The sequence below is a fragment of the Nonomuraea sp. NPDC049419 genome (genome assembly GCF_040676995.1).
Taxonomy (GTDB): Bacteria; Actinomycetota; Actinomycetes; order Streptosporangiales; family Streptosporangiaceae; genus Nonomuraea; species Nonomuraea salmonea.
Window position 1 is genome coordinate 73,946 of the sequence record NZ_JBFAQB010000001.1, and the last position, 14,598, is coordinate 88,543.

The following is a 14,598-nucleotide window of genomic DNA, read 5'->3' on the forward strand; positions in this document are numbered from 1 at the left end:
CAAACGGCTTCAGCCTAATAGGCACCCCCGGCCCGCGGGCACCCCGGAAAGGAAAGGCCCGCCTCCTCGCCGGGAGACGGGCCGCGGGCATGGGTCAGGCCTTGGCGGCCTTGCCCGTGCCGGACGCGCGGGTCGTGCGCGGCCTCTTGGCCGGCTCGACCGGCTCGGCGACGGGCGGCTCGGCGGCCACCGACACCTCCTCCAGCTCAAGGGCGGCCTCGCCGGTGGTCTTGCTGACGACGCGGCGGCCACGGGTGGCGAACTCGTCGTAGACCTCGGTGGCCTTGTGGGTGAGCGTGTCGGCGTAGGTGCGGGCCTTCTCGGGCAGCTCCCTGGCGATGCCCTCGGCCTTGTCGGCGTACTCGCGGGCCTTGACCGGCAGGTCCTTGGCCAGGTCGTAGCGGCGGGACTGGAGCTTCTGCAGCTGCTCGGGCAGCTCGCGCAGCTTCTCCACGGCGAAGTCGCCGACGCCGGCCACGGCGTAGAACGGCTTGGACTCGGTGAGCTTCTTGACCTCGGTGGCGAGCGTCATGGGTTAACCTTCCTTGGTTTCCTGGGTGACGTTGCCGTTGCGTGAGGTCGCCGCATAGGGCTCAAGAGCGGCGAGAAACTCCTCGGGCAGCGGCTCGTCGTCCGAATCGGCGTCGCGCCGGGGGCGGGCATTCTGGGAGGTCTGCTCGTCCTCGGCGGGATGCTCCTTGCGGAACGACTCATAGATGTCGATCAGCACCTGGCGCTGGCGTTCGCTGAGATGCGAGTCGGCTCTGATCGCGGTGAGCACGTCGCTCGGCGGCTCACGGTCCTCGATGAGGCCCGCCTGCACATAGAGCGCCTGCGAGGAGATGCGCAGACCTTTGGCGATCTGGTTGAGAATCTCCGCGCTCGGCTTGCGCAGGCCGCGCTCGATCTGGCTCAGGTAGGGGTTGGACACCCCTGCCGCCGCGGCGAGCTGGCGCAGCGAGATCTTCGCCTGCTGCCGCTGATCGCGGATGTATTCACCGATCGAGCCGACTTTGGGTAGTGCCATGCCTCATAGTCTGCCTCGCCCTGCTTGCAATTGCAAACAGAGTGGTTAACACCTGCAAGCGCTAGAGCTGGAAGAACCAGAGCAGCGGAGCGCTCGTGACCAACGTCACAGACAGGGCGATGTAGCTGGAGCGGACCGTCATGGTCAGCTCGGGCAGTGGCTTGACCAGGCGATCGACCCTGGCCATGACGTTGTGGACGTGGACGCCGAGCATGCCGTGGGGCGTCGGCATCGCCCCTGACGCGCCGAAGCGCAGCAGCGCCGTCGCCAGCCGGCGCGGCGAGCAGTAGCGGCGGGCGCGGTCGTCGGCGGCCATCTCGATCAGCAGCTCGACCTGGGCCTGCGCGTCGGCCACCACCTTCGACCAGGGCAGCGCCCTGCGCAGCGCGGCGAACGGCAGCAGCACGAGATCGTGGCGCTCGCGGACGTGGGCCGCCTCGTGAGCGAGCACGGCGGCCAGCTCGTCCTCCGACAGCAGCTTGAGCGCGCCCTCGCTGACCACGACCTGCGAACGCAGCCCCGGCACGCAGTAGGCGGCGGCGCTGGGATGGTCGAGCACCCGCACGCCCGGCACGCCAGGGTCGTCGTGGGAGATCAGCGCGAGCAGCACGCGGTGCCTGCGGCGGGCCCGCAGCGCCTGCACACCCGCGGTGAGCAGCACCGCGACCAGCACCGCGAGTGCGGTGAGCCCGGCGATCAGCGCCAGCACGTGGAGCGGGTCCCACGCCTGCGCGGGCGTCTCCCCGCGCGCGAACGCGAGGAGCCCGGGAATGACGCCGGTGCCATAGGGCTGGACGGCGAAGGCGAGCATGGCGCCCGTGGTGGCGAGGCCCCAGGACACGCCCAGTGACTGCCAGACGATGATGGCCAGCCTGGGGGCGCGGGAGGTCCACCGGGCCGTGGTGAAACGCCAGGAGCCGACCGCGCACGCCAACGCGAGCGCTGCCAGCACCGCTGCCGTGATCACTCGTCCTCCAGCTCCGTAAGGGCTCTGCGCAGGATCTCCGCCTCCGTGCCCGACACGGCTTGGGCGAAGCGGGTCAGGGCGGCCGATCGGTCGCCCGTCAGGTCCAACGCCTCCAGCATAAGCTCGGCGATGTATGCGTCGCGGCTTTCGGCCGGCTGATATCTCCACGCGCGGCCGTCGCGGGTGCGCTCAAGAAAGCCCTTGCGGGTGAGGCGGTCGAGAACGGTCATGACCGTCGTGGGTGCGAGATCGCGGTCGGCGATGAGTTTGCCGACCTCGCGGGCGGTCAGCGCCGTGCTCTCCGCCCAGAGGATGTCCATGATGCTGCGCTCAAGCTCGCCAAGACCCTTCACGTCTTTCAGAGTAGCTCTACAACGTGTCGAGCTGGCATCCGGGGCGCAGGACTCCCTAACGTTGCTACGGTGTCACCTTCCGTAGCCGACAAAGGAGTGCGCCGAGCGTGGATCTGGAAGACGAGCGGCGGCTCGACCAGCTGATCCGGCGGCTGGAGACGTGGGCGGTCTTCGCCCGCGAGCCGGGCGTCACCGCCTCCGTCCAGGCCGCCCTCCAGCGGCACTGCCGGATCGACCACGCCGCCATCCTCATGTTCCCCAGCGGGCTCGACGACCTGCGCGCGTCCCTGCGGATGCGCGGCTTCGAGATCCTGCGCACCTGCCCCAGCACGGTCGTGCGCGGGCGGCTGGCCGAGCGCTACGACCTCGACCTGCCCGTCCTCATCGCCTACGCCGTGCGCGCCACCCGCGGCCCCGCCCTGGAGGTGTTCGTGCCCGAGCACGGCCCCGGCATCGGGCGGGTCGCGGCCCGCGAGCGCGAGCGCAACGAGGAGACGCACCTCGCGCTCGAAGTCATCAGGCCCGACGAGATCGTGGTGCGCGGCCTCGGCAGGCTGCTCACCTCGGTGCTCGGGTTCGCCCCCGACGGCGGCGGGTTCAACCCGTACGAGGACGAGAGCAGGGGAGGCCGCACGGTGCTGTACTTCGGCCGGCCGGTCGCCTGGCCCCGGCGCGTCGAGCTGGCCTGCGCCGGCCACTATCCCCACGTCCTGCGCTCCCACCTCGACCGCACGCCCGCCCTGGTGGCCGATGGCTGACGACGGCGCGCACCGCGAGGTGCTGTCCAAGCTGACCGGCGCCTGGCTCACCCAGGCGGTGGCCGCCATGGCCGAGCTGGGGCTGGCCGACCGGCTCGACGAGCGTCCGCTGACCTGCGGCGAGCTGGCCCGCGCGTGCGGCGCGCACGCGGGCGCGCTGTTTCGGCTGCTGCGCCTGCTGGAAAGCCACGACCTGGTCGAGCAGGGCACGGGCGGCGCCTACGCGCTCACGCCCACCGGCGCGCTGCTGTCCAGCCGCCACCCCGACTCGCTGGCCGACCTCGCCCTGTTCTACGCGGGCCCGTTCTACGCCTCCTGGGGCGCGCTGCCGTACGCGGTCAGGACCGGCAGGCAGGGCTTCGAGCACGTCTACGGCAAGCCGTTCTTCGACTACACGGCCGAGCATCCGGAGATGGGGACGGGCTTCGACCGGGCCATGGCCTGCGGGTCGTCGTTCTTCACCCAGCTGCCGCAGGTCTACGACTTCACCCGGCACCGCCACGTGGTCGACGTCGGCGGTGGCCGCGGCGCGCTGCTCGCGGCCGTGCTGGCGCAGGCCGAGGGGGTGCGCGGCACGCTGTTCGACGGCCCTGGAGCCGTCGAGCGGGGCCGCGCGGCGCTCACCGAGGCGGGCCTGGCCGATCGGTGCGACTTCGCGGCGGGCGACTTCTTCGAGCAGGTGCCGCCCGGCGGCGACGTCTACCTGCTCTCGCGGATCCTGCACGACTGGGACGACGAGCCCTGCGCGCGGGTGCTGGCCAACTGCCGGGCGGCGATGCCCGCGGGCGGGCGGCTGCTCGTGCTGGAGCGGCTCGTCCCCGAGCGGCCGCACGACGCGCCGGGCGCGCTCGCCATCGCGTGGGACGTGCACATGCTGGTCAACAACGGCGCGGGCCGTGAGCGCACCTACCTGGAGTACGAGCGGCTGCTGGCCGGCGCCGGGTTCGCGCTGGAGGACGTACGCGGGCTGCCCCTCGACGTCAACGTGCTCGTCGCCCGCGCCTGACCTGGCAGGCTGGGCGCCATGGAAGTGACGCTCGTCCAAGGCGACATCACCGAGCAGCGGGTGGACGCGATCGTCAACGCCGCCAACTCCTCCCTCATGGGCGGCGGCGGCGTGGACGGCGCCATCCACCGGCGTGGCGGCCCCGAGATCCTCCAGGAGTGCAGGAAGCTCAGGGCCGGCCACTACGGCAAGGGCCTGCCGACCGGCATGGCCGTGGCGACCACGGCCGGCCGGCTGCCCGCGCGCTGGGTCATCCACACCGTCGGGCCCGTCCACTCACGCTCCGACGACCGCTCCGAGCTGCTCGCCTCCTGCCACGTGGAGTCGCTGCGGGTGGCCGACGAGCTGGGCGCCGCCACGGTGGCCTTCCCCGCGATCTCGACCGGAATCTACGGCTGGCCGGTCGACGACGCCGCCCGCATCGCGCTCGACGCCGTGCGCGGGGCCCGGACGTCGGTGCGCGAGGTGCGGTTCGTGCTGTTCGACGCGGTCGCGTACGCGGCCTTCGAGACGCTGCTCTAGGGCGCCCACGGGGGCGCGACCGCCCACGTGACGTCCTCGTCGTAGTGCGCGGGGTTGTCGAAGGCGTGCGGCCCGCCCGGCACCGCGATGTGCACGGCCTCGGCGAAGTGCCTGACCGCGTGCCCCGCGATGTTGTACGACGCCAGCGTCACCCCCTGTGAGCCCGCCCGCGGCGGCTGCGCGCAGAAGGTGGCGTCCTGGTCGAACAGCGCCGTGCCGTCGCGCGCGTCCTTGCGCACCCTGAAGTCGGCGTGCCGCAGGTAGTGGCCGGCGAAGGCGCGCGACTCGAAGGAGTAGCAGCTGCCGTCGGCCAGGCCCCGCCGGACGTGGAAGGTGGCGTCCTCCTTGAGCAGCTGCGCGCTTGACGCGGTCACCACGTCGGTGCGGGCGAGCCCGTCCCGGTGGCGCAGGTAGCGGTCGGTGAAGCCGGGCGTGGTCACCCGCAGGCTCAGCGCCGACCCCACGGTCAGGTCGGCGCCGCTGCGCCACCACGGCGTGGCCGGCAGCCAGGTGACGTCGGCGGCGAAGCTCGCGGGGGTGTCCCACGTGTTGGGGCCGCCGCTGCGCGCCACGTAGACGGCGTCGGCGTAGTGGCGCAGGAAGTGTCCTGGCAGGTTGAGAGACTCCAGCGCGACGCCGGTGCCCGCCTGGGCGTCGCGGGCGCAGAACGTCGCGTCCCTGTCGAACAGGGCCGAGCCGTCGCGGGCGTCCTTGCGCACCCGGTAGGCCGCGTGGCGCAGGTAGTGGCCGGGGAAGTTGCGCGACTCGAAGGAGAAGCAGGCGGCGTCGGCCAGGCCGGGACGGACCCGCCAGGTGGCGTCCAGCTTGAGCCCGTCGGCGCTCGCCGCGCCGACCACGTCGGTGCGGGCCAGGCCGTCCTGGTGGCGCAGGAAGCGGTCGGTGTGTCCCGCGGTGGTGACGCGCAGGGAGACCAGGCCGTCCGCCGTCAGGCCCGTGGCGGACTGGATGACAGCCCGGTTGACGGCTTGTACGCGGGCCGCGTCCACCTTGAGCACCCGCCTGTCGTACGTCCACAGGCCGTTGACCTCGTTCTCCACGTCCGTGGGCTGGGTGTAGATCGACGCGGACAGGCCGTTGTTCACGATGAGCGGCTTGAGCTGCTCGTTGATGGCCACGTAGCGGTCGGTCAGTGCCGCGGAGCTCGTTGTCATCTCGTAGGCGAACCCGGTGCCCGGCCACTGGTGACCGGGGCTGATCAGGCCGAGGCCGCCGAACTCGCCGAGCACGGCCACCCTGCTCGCGCTCGGCCGCTGCGGGGTGCCGGGGCCGACGTAGATGTGGTCGTCCACGACGTCGCCGTTGCCGCCGTCGAAGCCGCAGCAGTTGGAGCCCGAGTTGTTGTTCACCAGGCGGCTCGGGTCCCAGCCCTTGACCAGGTCGGCGATGCGGGCGGGGTCGTACTCGCCCCAGCCCTCGTTGAACGGCACCCACTGCACGATCGAGGTGAACCCGCGCAAATGGTCGATCATCCGGCGCAGCTCGCTCTCGAAGTTCGACCGGTCGGCGGCCGAGGGGGTGGCGCCGGTGCGCATCGACGGCATGTCCTGCCAGACCAGCAGGCCGAGGCGGTCGGCCCAGTAGTACCAGCGGGCCGGCTCGACCTTGACGTGCTTGCGCACGGTGTTGAAGCCGAGCGCCTTCTGCTGCTCCAGGTCGAAGCGGAGGGCGGCGTCGGTGGGGGCGGTGGAGCTGCCGTCGGGCCAGTAGCCCTGGTCGAGGGTGCCGAGCTGGTAGACGAACTTGCCGTTGAGCGTGGGGCGCAGGACGCCGCCGACCATGGCTTTGCCCACCGACCTCATGCCGAAATATCCGGACACGGTGTCGCCGCCGCCGGTGCCCGTCAGCGTGACTCTGAGGTCGTACAGGAAGGGGTCGTCAGGCGTCCACAGCCGCGCGTCCGGCACCGGGATCCGCAGGTGCGCGCCCGGCGCGCCCGTCGCCGTGCCGACCACCGTCCCGCCCGTCATGACCTCCGCCCTGACCTGCTGCCCCGAGACGCCGGTCGCGTGCACCACGAGGTCGAGTTGCCCGGCGGGCACGTCGGGGGTGGTGTCCAGGCGGGTGATGCTCGCCGCGTCGACCGGCTCCATCCACACCGTCTGCCAGATGCCCGAGTGCGCGGTGTAGAAGATGCCGCCGGGGGAGCGGCGCTGCTTGCCGATGGGGGCGCCGGCGGCGTCCACGGGCGCGTGCACGCCGACGATCAGCTCGTTCGCGCCGCCGCGCAGGGCCTGGGTGATGTCGAAGGAGAACGGGTCGTAGCCGCCGGTGTGGGTGCCGACCGGCACGCCGTTCACCCAGACGCGGGTCTCCCAGCTCACCGCGCCGAAGTTGAGCCGCACCCGGCGGCCCGACCAGCCGCTGGGGACGGTGAAGGTCCTGCGGTACCACATGCGGTCCTCGTGCCGCTGCACGCGCGACAGGCCCGACTCGATCGGGTACGGCACCAGCACCTCCCCGAGCAGGTTCTGGCCCACGGGCGGCGTGGTGAGCGATCCGGTGCCGGCGAACTGCCACAGGCCGTTGAGGTTCTGCCACTCGGGACGTACGAGCTGGGGCCGCGGATACTCCGGCAACACGTTGCCCGGCGTCACCTCGGCGGTCCAGGGGGTGGTGAGCGGGGGCGCGGCCAGCGCCTCCTGCACGGGTAAGGCGACGACTGCTCCCGAGAGGACCAGCACCGCCATGAGGCGGGCGGCCCAGCCGGAGAATCTGCTCATCTCGGCTCCTTGACGCGAGGACCGGTGCTGACTCCCCCCGACAGGTTGCGATCGAACCTGAACGACTTCGACCGCACCGTGACCATATAACGGAGATCGTGTGCGCGAAATAGACCGTTTCCAGCGAAAATCGACCGGCGTGCGCGGGCCCAGGAGCGGGGACGGGCGCTTCCGGGCGTCCCGGCGGGGATCGACCGCTTTCGAGTGCTCTAGCGGGGATCGACCGCCGACCACGGCAGCGTCAGCTCGCCGAGCCGCCACCGGGCGACGCCCCCGAGCGGCGGGTGCGCAGGCACGGGCCAGGCGCGCGACAGCTCCCCGATGGCCGCCAGCCACCGCTGCCGCCTCCCGTGCGCCCCGTACGGCGCGCTGACCGCCCATGCCCGGTCGAAGTCGCTCAGAAAGGCGTGGATCCGCTCACCCGGCACGTTCCGGTGGATGAGCGTCTTGGGCAGCCGGTCGGCGAGGTCGGACGGCCGCCCGAAGGCGTCGAACCGGGCGGAGAAGGTGATGGTCTCCGGCCCCGCAGCGGACAGCCCCACCCAGACCGCCCGCCGCCCGTTCTCCGACGAGGTGCCCTCCACCACCACGCCGCCGGGAGCGAGGCCCGCCCGCAGCACCTCCCAGTAGTGCCACGCCTCGTCCTCGCCGTACTGGCGCAGCACGTTGAAGGCGCGCACGAGGGCCGGCGGGCGAGGCGCCGGCAGCTCGAAGCCGCCCAGCCGGAAGCTCAGCCCCTCCCGCTCGTACGGCCTGGCCAGCGCCACCCGTGCGGGATCGATCTCAAGCCCCACCACCTCGACACCCGGCGCGACACCGCGCAACCGGGTGAACAGCTCAAGCGTCGTGGTGTGCGAGGCGCCGTAGCCGAGATCCACCACCAGGGGCGGCTCGGCGGCGCGCAGCAGCCGGCCGTGCACGGCGGCGATCCAGCGGTCGCCGCGCCGCAGCCGGTTGTGGCCCGTCGTGCCCCTGGTGATGGTCCCGACCGGTTTAGCCACTGACGCGGTGCACCTTGTGCTGCGCCGCCTGGGCGCGCGGCCTGATGACCAGGCGGTCGATGTTGACGTGGGCCGGGCGGGTGACGCACCAGGCGATGGCGTCGGCGACGTCGTCGGAGGTCAGCGGGTCGGGCACGCCCTGGTAGACGCGGGCCGCGGCCGACTCGTCGCCCCTGAACCTGGTGACCGCGAAGCCCTCGGTCTTGACCATGCCGGGCGCGATCTCGACGATCCGCACCGGCTGCCCGACCAGCTCCAGGCGCAGGGTCTCGGCCATCGAGCGCTGGGCGTGCTTGGCCGCGACGTAACCGCCGCCGCCCTCGTACGCGACGTGTCCCGCCGTCGAGGTGAGCATGACCAGCACGCCGTCGCCCGACTCGACGAGTTTGGGGATCAGCGCCTGGGACATGCGAAGGGAGCCGAGCACGTTCACGTCGTACATCCGCTGCCAGTCGTCCACCCGGCCCTCGGCCACCGGCTCGATGCCGTGCGCGCCGCCCGCGTTGTTGACCAGCACGTCGCACCGCTCCAGGCCGGCCACCAGCGCGTCGACAGAGTCCTGTGAGGTCACATCGAGCGTCACCGGCCTGATGGAGGGCGCCTCGGCGGCCAGCTTGTCCAGCCGGTCGCGGCGTCGCGCGCCCGCCACCACGTCGTAACCCTCGGCGGCGAGCCGCCGCGCGGTCGCCTCGCCGATCCCGCTGCTCGCACCGGTCACCACAGCCGTTTTCCGCATGGTCCCCATCCTGCCAGGAGCCCCGGGGGACGACTTTGTACCCCCACAAATGACCAGTTGTCGGGAATGTCAGAAATGTTGGGACAGTTGTACTCGGTCTGGAGGTGGTGTCGAGTGAGGCGACGACGGGTCAGCCGGGTCGCGACCATCAGCATGCACACGTCGCCGCTGGACCAGCCCGGCACGGGCGACGCCGGTGGCATGAACGTGTACATCGTCGAATGCGCCAAGCGACTGGCCCGGCTCGGCGTGGAGGTGGAGATCTTCACCCGCGCCACCGCCCGCGACCTGCCACCCGTGGCGGAACTCGCCCCCGGCGTCCTCGTCAGGCACCTCACGGCGGGCCCGTACGAGGAGATGGACCGCGCCGAGCTGCCCGGCCAGCTCTGCGCCTTCCTGTCCGAGGTGCTGCGCACCGAGGCCATGTACGACCCAGGCCGCTACGACGTCATCCACTCCCACTACTGGCTGTCCGGCCAGGTCGGCTGGCTGGCCAAGGAGCGCTGGGGCGTCCCGCTCGTCCACACCATGCACACCATGGCCAAGGTCAAGAACCTCCTGCTCGCCCGCGGCGACAAGCCGGAGCCGGTCGCCCGCGTGGTCGGCGAGCAGCAGGTCGTGGACGTCGCCGACCGCCTGGTCGCCAACACCGCCGACGAGGCCGGCGAGCTGATCGACCTGTACGGCGCCGACCCCGCCCGCGTCGCCGTCGTGAACCCCGGCGTCAACCTCAACGTCTTCACCCCCGACTCCCAGGGCGCCGCCAGGCACCGGCTCGGCCTGCCGCAGGACGCCCACGTGCTGCTGTTCGTCGGCCGCATCCAGCCGCTCAAGGCCCCCGACGTGCTGCTGCGCGCCGCCTCCAGGATGCTCATCGACGAGCCCGCGCTGCGCGAGCGCCTGGTGATCGCCTGCGTCGGCGGCCCGTCGGGCAACGGCCTGGCCAGGCCCTCGTTCCTCACCGAGCTCGCCACCGAGCTGGGCATCGCCGACGTCGTCCGCCTCGTGCCGCCGGCGCCCCAGGAGGAGCTGGCCGACTGGTACCGGGCCGCCACGGTCACCGTCGTGCCGTCGTACAGCGAGTCGTTCGGCCTGGTCGCCCTCGAGTCGCAGGCGTGCGGCACCCCGGTGGCCGCCGCGGCCGTCGGCGGGCTGCGCACGGCCGTCCGCGACGGCGTCTCCGGCCTGCTCGTGGACGGCCACGACCCCGCGGACTGGGCCATCGCGCTGCGCCGCCTGCTCTCCGCGCCGCACAGGCGCGAGCGGCTGTCGGCCGGCGCGCGTGAGCACGCCGCCGCCTTCGGCTGGCAGGCCACGGCCGCCCGCCTCATGGAGGTCTACGCCGGCGCCATCGCCCATCTGCACCAGGTGCCGGTCGCGCTGCCGGGGAACTGACCGTACTTTGTTCTGCCGCCTCTTAAGGTGAAGGGCATGCGCGAAGTCGTCGAAGCAGCACTCAAAGCCGCGGACGTCACCTACGACGAGCCCCGCCCAGGAGCGTTCCTGGCCAGGCTCCCCGGCCAGCACAAGCTCGCCACCATGACCTGGCTCATCGTCGGCGAGCGGGTGCTGCACGTCGAGGCGTTCTTCTGCCGGCAGCCCGACGAGAACCACGCCGAGTTCTACCGCTGGCTGCTCGGCAAGAACGGCTCCATGTACGGCGTGCACTTCTCCCTCGACCCCGTCGGCGACGTCTATCTGGTCGGCAGGGTCCCGCTGGCCGCCGTCACGGAGGAGGAGGTGGACCGGCTGCTCGGGTGCGTGCTGACGTACTCGGACGACTGGTTCGACCGCGCCCTTGAGCTCGGCTTCGCCTCCTCGATCAGGCGCGAGTGGGAGTGGCGGGCCAAGCGCGGCGAGTCCCTGGCCAACCTCCAGGCGTTCGCCCGCTTCGCCGACCCCGACCGGTAGAACCACAGGACCGGTGGAACCATAGGATTGGCCGCATGGCGACTTTGGTGCTGCTTAGGCATGGCGAGAGTGACTGGAACGCGAAGGGCCTGTTCACCGGCTGGGTGGACGTCAGCCTGTCCGCCAAGGGCGAGGACGAGGCCCGCCGCGGCGGCAAGCTCCTCCAGGAGGCCGGGCTGCGCCCGGACGTCGTCCACACCAGCCTTCTGACCAGGGCCATCCAGACGGCCCAGCTCGCGCTGGCGGAGGCCGACCTGCTCTGGCTGCCGGTCAAGCGCAGCTGGCGGCTCAACGAGCGCCACTACGGCGCCCTCCAGGGCAAGAACAAGGCCCAGACCCGCGAGGAGTTCGGCGACGAGCAGTTCATGCTGTGGCGCCGCTCCTACGACGTGCCCCCGCCCCCCATCGCGGACGACGACGAATACTCCCAGGCCGGCGACCCCCGCTACGCCCTGCTGCCACCCGAGCTGATGCCCCGCACGGAGTGCCTGAAGGACGTCGTGGACCGCATGCTGCCCTACTGGTACGACGAGATCGTCCCCGACCTCGCGGCCGGCCGCACGGTGCTGGTCGCCGCCCACGGCAACTCGCTGCGCGCGCTGGTCAAGCACCTCGACGGCATCGGCGACGACGAGATCGCCGGGCTCAACATCCCGACCGGCATCCCGCTGCTCTACGAGCTCGACGCCGACTACCGCCCGGCCGTGCGCGGCGGCCGCTACCTCGACCCCGACGCCGCGAAGGCCGCCATCGAGGCCGTCGCCAACCAGGGCCGCTGACAAAAAAAGGGGGGTGCGAGAGCACCCCCCTTTTCCGTCGTGCGCGTCAGCCGGTCCGCGACCCGGTGACCAGGTAGACGACGGCCTGCGCCACCCGCACCGCGTGGTCGGCGTACCGCTCGTAATAGCGCCCCACCAGCGTGATGTCGATCGCCGGCTCCACCCCGTGCGCCCAGTCCTTGGCCAGGATCTTCGAGAACAGGCGGCGGTGCAGCCGGTCCATCGCGTCGTCGTCCTGTTCGAGCTCCAGGGCCGAGTCCACGTCGCGCGACGCCACGCAGCTGCCGGCCTTGGTGACGAGGTTCTCGGCGATCTGCCCCATTTCCAGAAATGTCGGGCGCAGCCCCGGCGGAATGGCCGAGTCGGGATGCCGCAGCCGCGCCACCTTGGCCACGTGGACGGCGAGGTCGCCCATGCGTTCGAGGTCGGTGCCCATGCGCAGCGCGGTGATGACCATGCGAAGGTCCACCGCGACCGGCTGCTGCCTGGCCATCAGCTCGAAGATCGACGCCTCGAGGTCCGCGAAGGTGGCGTTCACCTCCTGGTCGCGGGAGATCACGCTCTCGGCGAGCTGCAGGTCGGCGTCAAGGAGGGCCGTGGTGGCACGGGAGATGGCCGAGCGGGTCAGCCGGGTCATCTCCACCAGCTTGTCGGTCAGCGAATCGAGTTCTTCGTGGTACGCGTCGCGCATGCCGTCACCGTACGGCGGGGCCGATGAACGAACTCCGACCGCCAGATGAACTTTCCGGGAAAGAGGCGTTCATCCCCTGATGAGGGGGTCTGTCCCTGCGGAAACGCCACCTACCATCGGAGGCATGAGTGAGATGGCCATGAGCTTCGCGGCCCTGGCCGGGTTCGTGGTGGGCGCGCTGGCGGTCCTCTTCTACCGCAACCAGATCGAGGCCCCCAGCCGCACCGCCGACGACGGCGTCGAGACCGGCGCGGCGCTGCCCCAGGGCGTCGCGTCCGTGCTGGCCGTGCTGCCCTCGTCCGCCGTTGTCCTCGACGCGCACGACCGGGTGCTGCGGGCCAGTTCGGCCGCACGCGCGTTCGGGCTGGTCAAGGGCGACCGGCTGATGGCCGCCGAGCTGCTCGCCCTGGCCCGCCAAGTGCGCCGCGACGGTGAGATCCGCGAGAGCGAGATCGACGTGGCAGGGCACAAGTTCGGCCAGGAGACCACCAGCTTCGCCGTGCGCGTGGCGCCGCTCGGCTCCTACGGCCAGGTGCTCGTGCTGGCCGAGGACCAGACCGAGCGGCGCAGGGTCGAGGCCGTGCGCCGCGACTTCGTCGCCAACGTCAGTCACGAGCTGAAGACCCCGGTCGGCGCGCTCAGCCTGCTGGCCGAGACCATCCAGGACGCCGCCGACGACCCCGAGGCGGTCAGCCGCTTCGCCGGGCGCATGCAGCACGAGGCCGCCCGGCTCAATTACCTCATCCAGGACCTGATCACGCTCAGCCGGATCCAGGGCGCCGAGCCCATCCCCACGCCGGGCCAGGTCTCCATCGACGAGGCCGTCAACGACGCCATCGACCACTGCAACACCAGGGCCGTCGCCAAGGACATCACGCTGGTCTCCGGCGGCACCGAGGGCCTGCGCATCTGGGGCGACGCCGAGCTGCTCGTCACCGCCCTGCGCAACCTCATCGACAACGCCATCGTCTACAGCCCCGAGCACACGCGGGTCGTGGTCAGCGTGCGCCCGGCCGGCGACTCCGTCGAGATCAGCGTCAGCGACCAGGGCATCGGCATCCCCGAGGAGGCGCTGGAGCGCATCTTCGAACGGTTCTTCCGCGTCGACGCCGCCCGCTCGCGCGTCACCGGCGGCACCGGGCTCGGCCTCGCCATCGTCAAACACGTCGCCGCGGCCCACGCCGGCGAGGTGTCCGTCTGGAGCAAGGAAGGGTCCGGCTCCACCTTCACCCTGCGCCTGCCCGCCTTCGGCGGCACGGCGCTGGCAGTACCACCCTCGATCCCCATGGAGGCAGCCTCGTGACCGCACGAAGCGAAACCACCGTCGGACGCGCCGGCCGCGTCATGAGGCCCGCAGGAGCACGCGCATGACCCGTGTCCTCGTCGTGGAGGACGAGGAGTCGTTCTCCGACGCCCTGTCCTACATGCTGCGCAAGGAGGGCTTCGAGGTGTCGGTCGCGGCGACCGGCCCCGAGGCGCTCGACACCTTCGACCGCAACGGCGCCGACCTGGTGCTGCTCGACCTGATGCTGCCCGGGCTGCCCGGCACCGAGGTCTGCCGTTCACTGCGGCAGCGCTCGAAGGTCCCCGTCATCATGCTGACCGCCAAGGACAGCGAGATCGACAAGGTCGTGGGCCTGGAGCTGGGCGCCGACGACTACGTCACCAAGCCGTTCTCCTCGCGCGAGCTGGTCGCCCGCATCCGCGCCGTGCTGCGCCGCCAGGGCGACGTCACCGAGGAGCTGGAGAGCGCCGTGCTGGCCGTCGGGCCCGTGCGCATGGACGTCGACCGCCACGTCGTCGCCGTCCGCGGCGAGCCCGTGCAGCTGCCGCTGAAGGAGTTCGAGCTGCTGGAGGTGCTGCTGCGCAACGCCGGCCGGGTGCTCACCAGGGGCCAGCTCATCGACCGCGTCTGGGGCGCCGACTACGTGGGCGACACCAAGACGCTCGACGTGCACGTCAAGCGGCTGCGGGCGAAGATCGAGTCCGACCCGTCCAACCCGCGCTGCATCCTCACCGTGCGCGGCCTCGGCTACAAGTTCGACGCCGTGGAGCAATGAAGGACCCCGGTACCCGCACGATCGGTACCGGGGTCTTCTCATGCGC

The 14,598-nt window shown here is 71.7% G+C and carries 16 protein-coding genes; 8 read left to right on the plus strand and 8 right to left on the minus strand.

What is annotated here, in order from left to right; translation table 11 throughout:
- Positions 1-94: 94 nt before the first annotated feature.
- The 4 genes from AB0K12_RS00415 to AB0K12_RS00430 form a co-directional block, all read right to left on the minus strand.
- Complete coding sequence (locus tag AB0K12_RS00415) at positions 95-532, minus strand: hypothetical protein (protein WP_364554577.1); 438 nt, start codon at positions 530-532, stop codon at positions 95-97.
- Between the two features lie 3 nt (positions 533-535).
- A complete protein-coding gene (locus tag AB0K12_RS00420) occupies positions 536-1,027 on the minus strand; it encodes a helix-turn-helix transcriptional regulator (protein WP_345395298.1) in 492 nt (163 codons plus the stop codon).
- Between the two features lie 61 nt (positions 1,028-1,088).
- On the minus strand, positions 1,089-1,994 hold the full coding sequence (locus AB0K12_RS00425; RefSeq protein ID WP_364378013.1) for a M56 family metallopeptidase: 906 nt from the start codon (positions 1,992-1,994) through the stop codon (positions 1,089-1,091).
- Complete coding sequence (locus AB0K12_RS00430; RefSeq protein WP_345395304.1) at positions 1,991-2,347, minus strand: BlaI/MecI/CopY family transcriptional regulator; 357 nt, start codon at positions 2,345-2,347, stop codon at positions 1,991-1,993. The genes AB0K12_RS00425 and AB0K12_RS00430 overlap by 4 nt, the downstream gene beginning before the upstream one ends.
- 107 nt (positions 2,348-2,454) lie before the next feature.
- On the opposite strand from AB0K12_RS00430, the gene AB0K12_RS00435 reads away from it, so the two are divergent.
- The 3 genes from AB0K12_RS00435 to AB0K12_RS00445 are packed head-to-tail and all read left to right on the plus strand — an operon-like array spanning position 2,455 to position 4,633.
- Positions 2,455-3,105, plus strand: a complete 651-nt coding sequence (locus AB0K12_RS00435; RefSeq protein WP_364554580.1) for a hypothetical protein — start codon at positions 2,455-2,457, stop codon at positions 3,103-3,105.
- Positions 3,098-4,111 (plus strand): methyltransferase, encoded by a 1,014-nt coding sequence (locus tag AB0K12_RS00440; RefSeq protein WP_364554581.1) that lies wholly within the window; start codon positions 3,098-3,100, stop codon positions 4,109-4,111. The genes AB0K12_RS00435 and AB0K12_RS00440 overlap by 8 nt, the downstream gene beginning before the upstream one ends.
- Before the next feature lie 18 nt (positions 4,112-4,129).
- A complete protein-coding gene (locus AB0K12_RS00445) occupies positions 4,130-4,633 on the plus strand; it encodes an O-acetyl-ADP-ribose deacetylase (RefSeq protein WP_364554583.1) in 504 nt (167 codons plus the stop codon).
- On the opposite strand, the gene AB0K12_RS00450 is transcribed toward AB0K12_RS00445, so the two are convergent.
- The 3 genes from AB0K12_RS00450 to AB0K12_RS00460 all read right to left on the minus strand — a co-directional run bounded on the left by AB0K12_RS00450 (position 4,630) and on the right by AB0K12_RS00460 (position 9,111).
- On the minus strand, positions 4,630-7,374 hold the full coding sequence (locus tag AB0K12_RS00450) for an AbfB domain-containing protein (RefSeq protein ID WP_364554585.1): 2,745 nt from the start codon (positions 7,372-7,374) through the stop codon (positions 4,630-4,632). The genes AB0K12_RS00445 and AB0K12_RS00450 overlap by 4 nt on opposite strands.
- A 209-nt stretch (positions 7,375-7,583) precedes the next feature.
- Entirely contained in the window at positions 7,584-8,375 is a 792-nt protein-coding gene (locus AB0K12_RS00455; protein ID WP_364554587.1) for a class I SAM-dependent methyltransferase, read from the minus strand.
- Positions 8,368-9,111: an SDR family NAD(P)-dependent oxidoreductase gene (locus AB0K12_RS00460; RefSeq protein ID WP_364554589.1), complete on the minus strand. Its 744-nt coding sequence runs from the start codon at positions 9,109-9,111 to the stop codon at positions 8,368-8,370. Before AB0K12_RS00460 ends, AB0K12_RS00455 begins: the two co-directional genes overlap by 8 nt.
- Before the next feature lie 114 nt (positions 9,112-9,225).
- On the opposite strand from AB0K12_RS00460, the gene mshA reads away from it, so the two are divergent.
- From mshA to AB0K12_RS00475, 3 genes are read left to right on the plus strand one after another with little or no spacing between them, the layout of a single operon-like run.
- Entirely contained in the window at positions 9,226-10,506 is a 1,281-nt protein-coding gene (gene mshA, locus AB0K12_RS00465; protein WP_364554591.1) for a D-inositol-3-phosphate glycosyltransferase, read from the plus strand.
- A gap of 36 nt (positions 10,507-10,542) precedes the next feature.
- Positions 10,543-11,022: a YbjN domain-containing protein gene (locus tag AB0K12_RS00470; protein ID WP_364554593.1), complete on the plus strand. Its 480-nt coding sequence runs from the start codon at positions 10,543-10,545 to the stop codon at positions 11,020-11,022.
- A gap of 35 nt (positions 11,023-11,057) precedes the next feature.
- Positions 11,058-11,801 carry a phosphoglyceromutase gene (locus AB0K12_RS00475; protein WP_364554595.1) on the plus strand — a complete coding sequence of 248 codons (744 nt, stop codon included), beginning with the start codon at positions 11,058-11,060 and terminating at the stop codon, positions 11,799-11,801.
- A 46-nt stretch (positions 11,802-11,847) separates the two neighbouring features.
- Here the strand turns inward: AB0K12_RS00475 and phoU are convergent, their stop codons facing one another.
- Positions 11,848-12,492 carry a phosphate signaling complex protein PhoU gene (gene phoU / locus AB0K12_RS00480; RefSeq protein ID WP_345395325.1) on the minus strand — a complete coding sequence of 215 codons (645 nt, stop codon included), beginning with the start codon at positions 12,490-12,492 and terminating at the stop codon, positions 11,848-11,850.
- 133 nt (positions 12,493-12,625) lie between these two features.
- Between phoU and AB0K12_RS00485 the strand changes: the two genes are divergently transcribed.
- Both AB0K12_RS00485 and AB0K12_RS00490 read left to right on the plus strand, forming a co-directional pair.
- Complete coding sequence (locus AB0K12_RS00485; protein WP_364555723.1) at positions 12,626-13,795, plus strand: ATP-binding protein; 1,170 nt, start codon at positions 12,626-12,628, stop codon at positions 13,793-13,795.
- A gap of 64 nt (positions 13,796-13,859) precedes the next feature.
- Positions 13,860-14,552 carry a response regulator transcription factor gene (locus AB0K12_RS00490; RefSeq protein WP_364554597.1) on the plus strand — a complete coding sequence of 231 codons (693 nt, stop codon included), beginning with the start codon at positions 13,860-13,862 and terminating at the stop codon, positions 14,550-14,552.
- The last annotated feature ends 46 nt before the right edge of the window (positions 14,553-14,598 follow it).